The sequence below is a fragment of the Helicobacter bizzozeronii genome (assembly GCF_900196775.1).
GTDB classification, from domain to species: Bacteria; Campylobacterota; Campylobacteria; order Campylobacterales; family Helicobacteraceae; genus Helicobacter; species Helicobacter bizzozeronii.
Genome location: NZ_FZLB01000057.1, coordinates 1 through 11,918, shown reverse-complemented (window position 1 = coordinate 11,918; position 11,918 = coordinate 1). Strand labels below are relative to the sequence as shown.

The 11,918-nt window shown below is 41.0% G+C and carries 15 protein-coding genes and 2 pseudogenes; 13 read left to right on the top strand and 4 right to left on the bottom strand.

Translation table 11 applies throughout. The features are described 5' to 3' along the window. Window positions 1-50 precede the first annotated feature (50 nt). The 11 genes and pseudogenes from C5684_RS06875 to C5684_RS06825 form a co-directional block, all read left to right on the top strand. Entirely contained in the window at window positions 51-623 is a 573-nt protein-coding gene (locus C5684_RS06875) for a sugar O-acetyltransferase (RefSeq protein WP_104639839.1), read from the top strand. 67 nt (window positions 624-690) lie between these two features. Beyond that, window positions 691-921, top strand: a complete 231-nt coding sequence (locus C5684_RS09820; RefSeq protein ID WP_407645773.1) for a cupin domain-containing protein — start codon at window positions 691-693, stop codon at window positions 919-921. Next, complete coding sequence (locus tag C5684_RS09815; protein WP_104639837.1) at window positions 922-1,230, top strand: cupin domain-containing protein; 309 nt, start codon at window positions 922-924, stop codon at window positions 1,228-1,230. Window positions 1,231-1,243: 13 nt separating this feature from the next. Then, complete coding sequence (locus C5684_RS09570; protein WP_013891051.1) at window positions 1,244-1,414, top strand: hypothetical protein; 171 nt, start codon at window positions 1,244-1,246, stop codon at window positions 1,412-1,414. A 184-nt stretch (window positions 1,415-1,598) separates the two neighbouring features. After that, window positions 1,599-2,021: a MerR family transcriptional regulator gene (locus C5684_RS06860; protein WP_104639836.1), complete on the top strand. Its 423-nt coding sequence runs from the start codon at window positions 1,599-1,601 to the stop codon at window positions 2,019-2,021. 246 nt (window positions 2,022-2,267) lie between these two features. Further along, window positions 2,268-3,206 carry an SMP-30/gluconolactonase/LRE family protein gene (locus tag C5684_RS06855; RefSeq protein ID WP_104639835.1) on the top strand — a complete coding sequence of 313 codons (939 nt, stop codon included), beginning with the start codon at window positions 2,268-2,270 and terminating at the stop codon, window positions 3,204-3,206. A 191-nt stretch (window positions 3,207-3,397) separates the two neighbouring features. Further along, window positions 3,398-3,613, top strand: coding sequence for a tautomerase family protein (locus tag C5684_RS06850; RefSeq protein WP_006018038.1), 216 nt, complete (start codon window positions 3,398-3,400; stop codon window positions 3,611-3,613). A 40-nt stretch (window positions 3,614-3,653) separates the two neighbouring features. Next, the gene (locus C5684_RS06845; RefSeq protein ID WP_233707514.1) at window positions 3,654-3,869 is read left to right on the top strand and encodes a hypothetical protein; all 216 of its coding nucleotides are present in this window, start codon (window positions 3,654-3,656) and stop codon (window positions 3,867-3,869) included. Next, window positions 3,869-4,204 carry a hypothetical protein gene (locus tag C5684_RS06840; protein ID WP_199764513.1) on the top strand — a complete coding sequence of 112 codons (336 nt, stop codon included), beginning with the start codon at window positions 3,869-3,871 and terminating at the stop codon, window positions 4,202-4,204. The genes C5684_RS06845 and C5684_RS06840 overlap by 1 nt, the downstream gene beginning before the upstream one ends. 302 nt (window positions 4,205-4,506) lie before the next feature. Further along, on the top strand, window positions 4,507-4,728 hold the full coding sequence (locus C5684_RS06830) for a hypothetical protein (RefSeq protein ID WP_034582646.1): 222 nt from the start codon (window positions 4,507-4,509) through the stop codon (window positions 4,726-4,728). A gap of 809 nt (window positions 4,729-5,537) precedes the next feature. Beyond that, a pseudogene (locus C5684_RS06825) lies at window positions 5,538-5,687 on the top strand (nucleotide-binding protein); the annotation flags it as partial. Between the two features lie 277 nt (window positions 5,688-5,964). On the opposite strand, the gene C5684_RS06820 reads toward C5684_RS06825, so the two are convergent. Beyond that, window positions 5,965-6,417 carry a DUF3368 domain-containing protein gene (locus C5684_RS06820; protein WP_148259647.1) on the bottom strand — a complete coding sequence of 151 codons (453 nt, stop codon included), beginning with the start codon at window positions 6,415-6,417 and terminating at the stop codon, window positions 5,965-5,967. Window positions 6,418-7,099: 682 nt separating this feature from the next. On the opposite strand from C5684_RS06820, the gene C5684_RS09810 reads away from it, so the two are divergent. Next, window positions 7,100-7,300 (top strand): outer membrane beta-barrel protein, encoded by a 201-nt coding sequence (locus C5684_RS09810; RefSeq protein ID WP_233708696.1) that lies wholly within the window; start codon window positions 7,100-7,102, stop codon window positions 7,298-7,300. A gap of 567 nt (window positions 7,301-7,867) precedes the next feature. Here the strand turns inward: C5684_RS09810 and C5684_RS09750 are convergent. The 3 genes and pseudogenes from C5684_RS09750 to C5684_RS06800 form a co-directional block, all read right to left on the bottom strand. Continuing rightward, a pseudogene (locus C5684_RS09750) lies at window positions 7,868-8,674 on the bottom strand (DUF6710 family protein). 391 nt (window positions 8,675-9,065) lie between these two features. Beyond that, on the bottom strand, window positions 9,066-9,431 hold the full coding sequence (locus C5684_RS09805; RefSeq protein WP_407645774.1) for a protein rep: 366 nt from the start codon (window positions 9,429-9,431) through the stop codon (window positions 9,066-9,068). Window positions 9,432-9,436: 5 nt separating this feature from the next. Next, window positions 9,437-9,922 carry a hypothetical protein gene (locus C5684_RS06800; protein WP_104639831.1) on the bottom strand — a complete coding sequence of 162 codons (486 nt, stop codon included), beginning with the start codon at window positions 9,920-9,922 and terminating at the stop codon, window positions 9,437-9,439. A 1,099-nt stretch (window positions 9,923-11,021) separates the two neighbouring features. On the opposite strand from C5684_RS06800, the gene C5684_RS09555 reads away from it, so the two are divergent. Next, entirely contained in the window at window positions 11,022-11,612 is a 591-nt protein-coding gene (locus C5684_RS09555) for a hypothetical protein (protein ID WP_233708693.1), read from the top strand. The last annotated feature ends 306 nt before the right edge of the window (window positions 11,613-11,918 follow it).

Below are 11,918 nucleotides of genomic sequence, written 5' to 3'. Positions count from 1 at the left end.
GTGATGAGCGATTTATATGCTTTATACCCTGATTTTAAAAAGGAGTTCGCATGAAAGACATTTTTGAGCGCGATTTAAACGGGGAGATGGTGAGTATGGACGATCCTGAGTTCCATAAAATCTATAGCGTGATCACAAACGCCCAAAAGCTCATCCACAAGCTCAACACCCAAGAGTTGAGCCCCAAAGAGATACAAGAATTAATGGGCGAGCTGACCGGCAAGCCCTTTGATGCAACCAACACGATTTTACCCCCTTTTTATGTGGATTTTGGGCGCAACATTAGCTTTGGCAAGCACTTTTTTATGAACGCATGTTGCACTTTTATGGATCGGGGCGGGATTGAGATTGGCGATCATGTCTTCATCGGTCCTAGGGTGTGTCTTACCACCATCAACCACGACATCAACCCGCACAAGCGGCGCATGACTTTTTGTAAGCCCATTGTGCTCAAAGATCGGGCATGGATTGGCATTAACGCCACGATTTGCCCCGGGGTTACCATCGGAGAAAACTCCATTGTGGCAGCCGGAGCGGTGGTGACTAAAGATGTCCCAGATAATGTCATCGTGGGGGGCAGCCCGGCTAAAATCATCAAACACATAGAGGTCAAAAATGCCTAAAATTCTCCCTTCTTCACTACTCGCATTTGCCCTACTTGGAGCACACACCATACACAAAGAAAAATCCATGCAAGAGATACGCACAAAGGCGGATTTTAAGAGTTATGCAGGTCCTAGCGATAAATTCAGCGGGCAGGTGCAAATCCAAGCCCTGTTTGGTCCGACCAAGTGGCGCAATTTTAGCGGTGGGGTCGTGCATTTTGCCCCAAAGGCGCGCAGTGCATGGCATACCCACCCCGCAGGGCAAACTCTCTTAGTAACAGAGGGGGAGATTTACATGGGCAGTGCCGAGGCATAAGTGAGCATAGCGCAAGTAGGCGGGGTGATCTCTTGGTCGCCGGGCGTGAAGCACTGGCATGGGGCTGGGGCGCACACAAGCGGGGTGCATTTAGCCCTCACAGGCTATAAAAATGGGGAGAATGTCCATTGGCTAGAAAAGCTAAGCGATGCGCAGTATAACAAGGCACTAGACTCTATCAAACCTGCTAAGAGTGCCTTTAACCCCTTTGCTAACAGCCCCCTTAAAAATGACCCACAAATGTTTAACACCTTCACCCACTTCGCCTTGCAAGAAGCCCTGCAAACTTCAGGCTTAAACCCCGCTTAAGTATAGCCAAGTGTTGTTAGCCTCCTTAATTGCACTAGGCTCTGTGCCCACTTACACCAATGCCCTAGAAAGCGCGCTAGAACACCTACAACCCCAAGCCATTAGAGAGATTTTATACCAAGCCATCCCCTATGTGGGCTTTGCACGAGTGCAGGGCTTTTTAGTGCCAAAGGCATTAACCTAGCCCAATAGGCGGGGCAAAGGCGCAACTCAAAGCCCATATTAGGGGCAATTTAAACATGGGCAATGAGTGCGCGAAGCTCATTGGCGTGGTTAGCGCACTCATCCCTGTTGTGGGCTACCCTACCCTAGAGCCTTGAATGCTATCAGTGCGATAGACGCGATCGTCCCCGCCAAAGACTAGGTACATGGCATACACGATTATAGAAGTTGAAAGGCAAACAGGCATCCCCTCGCGTAAAATCCGCTTTTGGTGTGATAAGGGATTGTTCCCTTACGTGCAGAGCGATCAAAACGAGGTGCGTTACTTTTCTAAAAGCGATATTGCGTGGGTGGAGTGGGTGCAATGTTTGCGCGCGTGTAACATGCCCCTAGCTAAGATCAAAACCTACATTGAGCTAGCCCAACAAGGGCTAAAAAGCGCGCCACAACGCAAAGCTCTTTTACAAAAGCAATTAGAAACCTTGTACGCCCAACTAGAGACTCTGCACCACGCCGAGCAAAAAATCGCCCATAAAATCCAACTTTACACCCAAATGATTAAAGAGCAAAAGGATTTTTTAAACCCCTTAAGCCCTACTTATAAGGGCAATTCTAAAAAGACCCCTTGACAACACTGGGCATTAACTTTTTGATACCGCTAAAGCGCGCTTAGTAAAAAATATCAGGGCTTTGAGCGTGCAGTGGCAAGAGAGCGAACCAGAAGCCTTTAATGAGGAGCTAGGCAAAATCGCCATAGTCGAGGAGAGATACCCCCAAAAATTAGCCCAAACAACAGGCAAATAACACGCCTGGCAATGTGGTTTTTCACCGCGCGCATTAAATCTCATTAGTCAAGACCCACTAAAATAGCTGGTATGAGAGAGCTCATCTTGTGGTTGTGCCTATGTGCGTTGTTACCCGCTCAAGAGGCGATCTTTAAGGTTTATGACAAAAAATTTAGTGCCCTCATCAACACCCACACCCAGCCTAAAATCCTCTATAGTCAAGGGTTGTGGCTTGAAGGACCGCAGGTGCTCCCTAATGGCGATTTGGTGGTGAGCGATGTAGAAGGCAATGAGGTCTTGTTATTCCAAAGAATCCGCCACGGATTTAAAATGCGGGTACTCCTCAAGCCATCGCACCACCAAAACGGGCATGCCCTAGATCCCAAAGGACATTTGGTAGCGGTGAGCCATGGCAATAGGGATTTAGAACGCCTAGAAAATAAGCATTGGCAGGTGCTGGCAAGCACTTATCATCACAAGAAGTTTAACAGCCCCAATGATGTGATTGTGGATCGTCAGGGCAATATCTATTTTAGCGATCCCAAATTTGGGTTACTCAAATCAGGACAACCCGCTGCACAAGAGGGTGAGTTCGTCTACCGCTACAATCCCAAGACTAAACAGGTGGTGCGCTTAAACACCCCTTTACTCAAAAGCCCCAACGGACTAGCCCTAAGTCCTGATGAAAAAATTCTTTACATTGCTGATAGTCAACTTGCCTACAATCCTAACGATTCTCATTTGAAACACCAGGTTTTAGCCTACAATGTTTCCTCTGACAAAAGCCTACACAATGGACGGGTGTTTGCCATAATCACTCCCGGTTTTCCTGATGGAATCAAGGTCGATTTGCAAGGCAATCTATGGGTTAGTAACGGACATGGCATTCAGGTTTTCAACCCCCAAGGCAACATGTTGGGCGAAATCATTATGCCCCAAGTGGTGAGTAATTTAGCCTTTGATTTAAAAACTTCTGCGCTCTTTGTTACTTCAGATTCCAAGTTATATATGTTTGATCTCAAGCCGTGATCGCATTTAAAACAAAGTTACGCTGTATGACACGAATGCCAAAAGAGGAGTTTTGAAAAATACACAGAAAAACACTTAGAAACCTCGCTGTATGGGGGCTTGCGGCTACAAAGTGAAAAATTCTTGGCATTTATTAATGTGCAAGTGTTAGAATCTGCCAAGCCTACCCGATAAGTTTGTAAGGAGAGATTATGCCTTTTATCAACATCAAAATCACCCAAGAAGAGGGACAACCCACAAAAGAACAAAAGCAAGCCCTAATCGCAGAGGTTACACAAGTGGTCGCTAAAGTTTTAAAACGCGATCGCGTTGCTTCTACCACCGTCATCATCGAGGAGATTAGCACGGATAACTACGGCTTAGGTGGTAAGAGCGTTACACAGATACGCGGAAGCGGTCAACTTTAAAATACAGAGTTTCAACCTAAAAAACTTGCCAAGCGGATTTGTGAGTATCCCCTTTGAGGGTTGGGAGTTCGTAAGCTTTTTTAAGTTTTTGTTTGAAAGACACTTAAAGAATTTAAGAGGGGATTGTGTCGCCATGGCTTTAAAGGTGCAAAAAACAGACATAGAGCTAGACATTTTGCGCCTCAAAGATTTGGGCATCTTAAAAGAGGTGGCTAGCAAACGCTTTAAGCTGGATTTTTCTGTGGCTAAAGGTTAATGTTTAGGATTATCAAGCGTCGTATCCCCAAGCACCGCTGTTTTATGCGCCAAATCTTGTTTTCTGCAGGCATCGCAGAGAACGACCCCTTGTCCTATGTGCGTGCCAGTCTTGCCCTCTCACTTACCGATACCTTTTGGATTACACCCACACAAGGGCAATATACTTGGGAGGATTTTAATCTCTACAACAACCCTTTTAGCGAACCTTTGGAGGCAGTGGCTCTTATGGGTTTTAGCACCAAGCTTAGAGAGAATGAAAAACGCCCATCTCCAGAGCTCACCACCAATGGTATGCCAGGAAGTGTTGGCATAGGGGGAAGATGGGATTATTAGACTGATTAAAGGGCAAATAGGCACAGAGAGTTATAGCGAATACTACAGCGCACAGATTGCCCAAGCAATGGGACTTCATGCCATCACTTACAATCTAGCACAACACAAGAGCGGTCTTGCTTGCCAATGTGGGATTTTTACAAGTGAGGATTTGGGGTTTTTGCCTATGGCAGATTGCCTAGACTATCCGTGCTACAAAGCATTAGAAAACAATCCCCAAGCGCGCATAGATATGCTAGCCCAAGTGGTTTAAAGATGGAATTAAAGAGCTAGAAAATTTTGATGCTTTTGAGGATGGCTATATGACAAAGTTTTACCCAAACACCAAGATCATTAGAACTGTTGTATTGTTTGGCAGTTCTTATACAGAAATTTCAAATAAAACTTTTCCAAAGCTGAAAAACACCGATGTTGTCAAAATTGGTTTTATTTTAAATAAAGATGGTCAAACTGTACTAGAAACTCATTCGCCTGAAGTCTTTAAGGAGGCTATAGAACACTTGCGTTCTTACTATGGATTATAGAACAATTCTCAGTTGATTTATGTGGTTGGGAAATCTTTTTACTCTTCCCTTACTAAAACTGATGATTCAAGGCACAGAAATATAGATATTTAGCAATATTCAATCCTCTCTCTCTTGTGCTTTATTTCGATCTGCTCTAACTCACTAGGAGTGAAATGCACATTAAAATTCAATATTTTATTCTCTTTAGGCATTGGCAGAAACTCTTAGAAGAAGAAAAAATCGGTTTCATATAGGCATTATAACTTAAAATATGTGTGTATTTTTTGTATATGCAAGATTTTACCTTGTACGACAAATGCCCACGTATTTGTCATACATTTTTGTGGGAATTAAGCCACCAAAATAGGCATTTTGAAGGCTTTTATCATACGTTAGCTTTATATGATACAAAAATTATCCTTCAAAGAGTGATTTTTTAGGATATTTTGCAAGATAAGATGACAAGCATTCTTGTTTTATTTTCGCTTGTTAGTGTTACTTGGCTGTTATCTGTGATCGAGTTTAATTAAGTTTATTGGTGTAAGAAAAATTGATAATGATTGACTATGATATTGAAATTCTTGGACAATTTTATTGCGCCCTCTACATGCCGTTACGGACAAAGAAAGACTAGGTTTTTGGCATGGCAGAGATTATATTACAATACCACTATTTACAATACTTATATTGTATTTACAACGATGTTATATTGTGGTGTGATACAATGTTGTAAAATATGGTATGTTGTGGTATTATAAGTTATTTTGAGTTCTTGTATGGTATTTTAAAGTCTGTTATTTTAAAGTATTTCCAACTAAAGAGAGTCTATAATCATCACCATCGCCAATGAAAAGGGAGGGAGTGGTAAAAGCACCTTGTGCATTAACTTGGCACTACAATTTCTCAAGACCCAAAAAGATGTGGTGGTCTTAGACACCGATCCCCAACAGAGTGTGGAAGTGTTCATTAATATTAAGAGAAGTCTTAGAACCTAATCAAGAGACCCTAGAAGCAGTGCGAGAGTTACAAGAGGGCAAAGGACTTAAATTTTCTCTGCAAGAAGTTTGTAGGGATGATAAAGACCTTAAATAAGTTATCTGCTTACCATTTACCATAAAGAGAAACCGTTGCAAGAATCCTCTTGTATCGCCAAGGTAAGTGTAGCTACCTTAAAGACGCAGAGATTTTAGTCCTATACCAAGGTCAAAAAAAAAGACAGTGAACACTCCCATATTCATTCTCTAATTGCAACAGTCATTTGTTTTTAGCACTAGCATCAATTGACACGCTTAAAGCAAAAAGATCATCCAACAATTCTTGACTTATAAAACGCCTGTGCTTTTTGATGTCTTGGATAAAAATGCAAAGTTGCGCGTGAGAAACCAGCCCATGTTCTCTCATTGACAATAAGATGTCTATAGTGCCCACAACATCTAAACCTAGTTCTTTTGCTTTTTTCCTGCCTCTTTTCTCATCCATTAGGAGTAACTTAGTTTCAGTAGTTTGGGCTAAAACAATTGATTCGCTTTCACCTAAGTCTAACCCCATATTCTGTAATCTCATTGCCTCTCCTTCATCGGGTACATGGCAAACATGGATGAACCCACATTCTCTAATTTGTGTGGCTTCATCTTGAAATTTTTCATTGCTTGTGAGCTCGATAAACACACCCGACGAGATAGCTACGTTCTCAAAGAGATCGCCCAACAATCCCAACGCATCCATTTTCAAAAAAAGAAATTAACGGTGTTGTATCAGAAACAGCTAGCAAAATCTTTGAGATCTTACTCAAGATTTCGCTTTTAGTAGTGCTCTCAATTTTTCTACCCCTACTTGCACTTCTTCCATGCTGTAATCAATAATGGGGATGCCATTTTCGCTGTAGATTTCCATCAAATCCCATTTCTTTATCTTCAGTATCTCTTGCTGCTTTACCGTAAGAAATGACCTGGTTTTTGATGTAGGGGTAAAGTATAAGTGCCTTTTGTAACATTTTGGTGGACTTGTCTGTACTACCAATGAGTGTGACCATTTCATTAGGTATCTGCAAACGGATAGATCTCTTATATTATCTTCATCTTACAAACCGCCTTGACATTTTTGAAACCACGATGTCGGAGTTCGTAATCTTTCTTCCTAAATACCTTTCTCTTTAAAGTATCAATCGTCGTTCCCATTATACAATGCGCAAATTCAAAGTGGATTGTAGTTTGGTTGGCATAAAAGTTTGTTTAATGGTACTTAACTGTCTTCAGTCTCGCTTATAGAACACGGTATTGATGAGCTTTTGCTTCATTTATGCAATATCATTTTAAGCAACACTACAACGATAGTAAACTATCAAAACACATCCTTTTAACAAAACTTTTTAACCCTATCAAACGGCGTTATGCCATTCTATGAGCAAAGCGCAGAGAATGTCAACAAAACACAGGCACTACAGTCAATTTTTTCACCTACCTATGTACAATTTGTAGTCAACATGGGCTTTCGGACTAATCTCACTAAACACCAAGGCTTTGAATTTTGGCATGCGTACCCCCAACCATTGATGATCCATACTACACCACAACACAAACCAAAACTATAACTACAGGTTGTTATATTAGAGGAACATGCGCTGGAGCAGGAACTAAAACAACCATGACTTTCAGACGCAATGTATCCATCTACTAGAACTATGTTTATAACTTCTAAGCTCCGCACTTCGTATCCCTTTTATAGGGGGAGCAATACAAAAACTCTATACGCTCATACATTCGGAATTTAGTGCAACGCTTTTTCGCATTGCGCGCCTAGTGGAGTGAATCGCTTCGATTCACATGAATTGGAGGCGCGCTTTTGGCTTTTGAAGTGAGATGTTTAGTTGTAGAACGGAGTCGTTTTAGTCGGGCGGTCTTGGTCATAGGACGACTAGAGGGTGATTGTGCTTGCTTGCTTGTTCATCAGATCACACAAGGTAGTTGTGAGTCATCGGACTAGGTGGAGGAAAAGATTTTTAGCACAGAGAACAACAGCGCAAATAAGGGCTATTCGTTCGTTCAGCACACTCATTATTATCGTGTGTAACACACGCAAGATCTGTAATCCACATTGTTAGCTCTAATATGCTAAAGCACAAGCTCATCTAAAGCTAGCCAAGCTATATGCCATTCAATTATTGACTAGATTTTGACAGATTTTCAATCTTAAATTTCTCTTCACACTTGTTAATATAACAACCTATTTTAAAAACAGCTGCATAACGTCCTGATTTAACTCTTGCTATTTTTCTTTTAGTTTCTTTAGTCTCTTTATAATAGAAATACTCTCCATCTGTATCAATTAAATCCAACACAGACGACATATCATAGATTGCTGTAGGTTTTAAAGGAGTGCTTGCAGCATTCAAAATACCAGCTGCAATGGAATGTCTGCCATTATCAGCAAAAGCAATGCGCCAAGGAAGCCACAACACCACCTGATGATTACCAGCGTCTTGTTTCCATGGTTGGGGCTTACCATTTCCATAGTTACAAAGTGCTTGGATATATCTATCATAAGAAACACTTCTATTCCATGGGACAACAAGAATAATATCCTTGTAAAAATATAATTCATGTTGAGAAGCATCATATTCTAGTTTACAATCCAATGGTCATATGTACTTTTCCGTTATTTCTTGTCCAAAAATATAATTTGTTGCTTCTTCCTTATCTTTAATCTTTTTATCAGTTTGTTCGCCTTCTTCCAAAGCCCCTAATAAAAGCTCACTTTGCAAAGGACGCAAAATAGCGCATATTAGCTCTAAAAAACATTGACGTTTGCAAAAAGGATTAGCTTCCTTTTCAATTTTTTCTGCACATTCTATCAAATTACTAAAAATCTCTTTCTCCATCAACCCATGCTCAAGATTACCAAGATTATCTAGTTTATAAAGCAATTTATCACACAACCAACCGGTTATTTTACTAATTATCGCCATTGAGATAGGATCTAGCACAAAGTACCTTAGCTTTAAATTTATTCTATTTGTTTTACTTAATTCTACTTATTTATTGGTAAATCACATTTACAGACAAAAGCACAGATAGAAAAAACTTTCAATATATTTTAGAAACAAACTCACCAAAACAAGCTTGCGCTATGTCCCTTTAGGGGGGAGCATGATTTGTAAACCATATACCCCCTAGCGGGGAGGGGCGCGCGAAGCTTGTTAGCATAGTTTGCCCTGTGGCTTGGGTCTTGGAGTTTTAAGAACTTGCCTTCGCTCACTTGCTTGTAATCTTGCCCACACTAAAAGTTGACATACTCTCCCATANNTTACGGCGTGGTTGGTAAAACTCTTTTTTCCAAAAATTCCCAAAGGTTTGGATCTAGTGGCTCGGGGGAGGTAATGGCTTGATTGTTTTTGACAAGCCCCCCAAATTGTATTGGCGTATGCCTTTGGCTTGGTCATCAAGAGTCAAAAACTGCTCTTGGTCAAGCTTGGCTATCTTGTTCCTTTTAGCAAGGTATTTAACGCACTCTTTTAAGGCCTCCAAGGGGCGCTGGGTTCTAATGTGGTGTGTGTACCTGTGTGGCTCTGTAGAGCTCTCTAGCCCCTTTCTTGGGTCTAACTCCCCTAAATACACAATGGGACCGTAATCCGCTCTGAGGGTTTTCTGCCACATTGCTATCCATTCGGCTTTGGGGTATGTAGCTACCCCCCTGAAATCTGTTTCTGTGGTTTTTTCAACCACTTTTTTCACAGTTCTTTTGTCTGTGACTGTGGGGTTTCTTGGACTATATCTTTGATGGATTGTACTGGTTTAGGTGTTTGGGTGATCTGAGGATTATGTAGAGGAATGTCCTCTTTGTCTGCTTGCTCGCTCCGTGTGATCAAAGCGGTTTGCATGTGTTCAATGCAATCTTTAATGCCTTCTTGTAAGTCTTGTTTTAAGTCAGGACGGATGGTTTTAAGCAACATACTTTCTAAGCTAGTAATGAGTCCTACAAAATGTTTTAGAGACTTAATGGTGTCTTGTGAAGTGTTGATGCCACCTACATCATCGCTGTCCCATTCATTGGCTAGCACAACCATCGCTGTTTCTCGTATAATTTCTGCTTTTTTTTGTGATAGTTGTTCGAGCTTAGTTGGGTTATTTGTATTTTGTAACTCCAAAATTGCCAAAGCATCTAAATCATATCTTAGAGCTTTAAGTTGCTTATAAAGCAAATCGTTACAATTCACTTTCGCCTATTTTTCTTTAAGTTCTAATTCTGAATTTTTGGCAGTTATAGCATATTTTTATAAAAATGTAGCTAATTCCCCATTTGTAGTTAAAAAGTGCCCCCGCTAACATATTGGCTATGAAAAACTGTTAAAATCAAAAAACTCTTTTTAACCGCGCGCGTACATGACGCGCCCGTGAGCATGCCGTTTGCGGTGTTGGTAATACCCCCATGCCACAGAAAGTACAAGCACGAAATGATTTAAGCTTTCGGTTTGCCAAGCTAGAGCTTGGCTACCATGAAGATTTGACTCTTGGGGGCAAGCCCCCAAACCCCTAAGAGAGGCTTCTAAGTGAGAGATTGTTGTATTGGCTGGAGATTCAAGGGGTTTAGGATGAGACTGGAGTCTGTGGGAGAGTGTGCGGAACAAACAGAGGTTACAGAGTATCCTACAACCAACAGCTAGTAGGATTAGTGGTGTTTGGGGTTTCACACAGCTTGGGCGATCGGATATACGGACTGCTAGACTGTGATAATCCAAAGAAGTTGGCAGAACACAGATTTTTGGAGAATCAAGAGTTTGGAAGGCTGTTTGAAGAAAGTCAAACTCATAAATAGTGTTTTAAGGGGTCTAGGAGGCTCATAGAGCGATAGATAGAAGGTGGGGAGTACCAAACATCGTTTTTGTGTTGGAAAGCGTTGTAGAGCGTTTATGGAGTGTTGTAGAACAAGTGGGATAAAACAAGCTTTCTGTGCTATGTGCTAAAATCGCTCTAAAACGCTCTACAATCGCTTTTGGGACTTGGGTAACGATCTAGATGTTTTTTAGCAAAGTTGTGGCATATGAGGCTTTTATGAGGCTGAAATGGCTATATTTGTTTGTGAGTTAGTAGATGGTTTAATCTTATGGATATGGTAAGCATAATCTTACTAAGGCTCTTTTTAAGCACATAGTAGGGAGCAACCTCCTATTGTTGTGCGCTGTTTGCACCACATTCTTACCAGAATGTAACTTTTTACTCCTCAGCCTCCACTAAGTCCCACCACTGGGAGACGCATAGATGTGTTATAGGCATAAGATTGTCAAGCCTAATTTAGATTTTAAAGATTTAAAACAGATGTGGAATGCCAATGTGGCCTATTCCAAAGGAACTAAAAACCACTATTTTAGATGGCAAGAAGACATTGATTACAAGATTTTCAATACCAACACCCTATGTGAGTCAGCAATACTTTTTTATGGCTCATCGGGTTGCAGGCAGTTATATCTTCTGCTTTGCAAGTTGGCTATGCGTGTTTCAAGCAACAAGATTGCCCTAGATAGACACTACGCTAAATATGTGCTACAAATTGTCCCTAGAACTTTGCGGATGCAACTAGACATCTTAGAAAAAGTCGGTTTGATCTACATCTTAGAAAAAGTCGGTTTGATCTCTTTAATCAAAGGCAAACGCCGTTATGCCTACATTTACTTAAAGGACTATCGGAAATACTATAAAAAACTTGCAGACATGGGAGACTCTAGAGGGTATAATGGGTTGGGAGTTATCTTGCTTCTTATGGATGAACGAAAAGGCAGAGCAGAGGCTAGGAATTTATCCCTAGAAGTTATTGGCACCATAGGCGTTTTGTGGCAAATGAAAGAAGTGCCACATTTACAGAGTCTTCTGGACAATTCCATAGTCTTTACTATGGAGTTCTGTGTTTAGCTATAGCTCTCTGTGTGTCATTCTTACTCATCTCCATGACTTTCTTGTGGATTTCAAATTCATATATGCTGTAGAACAGAGCCACGAAAAACACAATCGTTCCACCAACTATTAATCCTTTTTTCATTTTTACACTCCTTGTATCTGTTTAAATCAGGATCTCCAATTAATTATATAAAACCTCATTTGGCAAACCTTCAAGTAATGCTATGCGGAATTTCACATTATGAGATATAGGCTTAAATAAAGCTTATATCAAAAAAGATGAAAGAGGCGATCCAAAGGTTTCAAGACCAAATAGCTCCT

Coding starts and splice junctions, on each gene's coding strand:
- C5684_RS06840 (WP_199764513.1), top strand. CDS start 3,869: ATGTTTAGGATTATCAAGCGTCGTATCCCCAAGCACCGCTGTTTTATG.
- C5684_RS06850 (WP_006018038.1), top strand. CDS start 3,398: ATGCCTTTTATCAACATCAAAATCACCCAAGAAGAGGGACAACCCACA.
- C5684_RS06830 (WP_034582646.1), top strand. CDS start 4,507: ATGACAAAGTTTTACCCAAACACCAAGATCATTAGAACTGTTGTATTG.
- C5684_RS06875 (WP_104639839.1), top strand. CDS start 51: ATGAAAGACATTTTTGAGCGCGATTTAAACGGGGAGATGGTGAGTATG.
- C5684_RS06860 (WP_104639836.1), top strand. CDS start 1,599: ATGGCATACACGATTATAGAAGTTGAAAGGCAAACAGGCATCCCCTCG.
- C5684_RS06855 (WP_104639835.1), top strand. CDS start 2,268: ATGAGAGAGCTCATCTTGTGGTTGTGCCTATGTGCGTTGTTACCCGCT.
- C5684_RS09555 (WP_233708693.1), top strand. CDS start 11,022: ATGTGGAATGCCAATGTGGCCTATTCCAAAGGAACTAAAAACCACTAT.
- C5684_RS09820 (WP_407645773.1), top strand. CDS start 691: ATGCAAGAGATACGCACAAAGGCGGATTTTAAGAGTTATGCAGGTCCT.
- C5684_RS09810 (WP_233708696.1), top strand. CDS start 7,100: ATGCCATTCTATGAGCAAAGCGCAGAGAATGTCAACAAAACACAGGCA.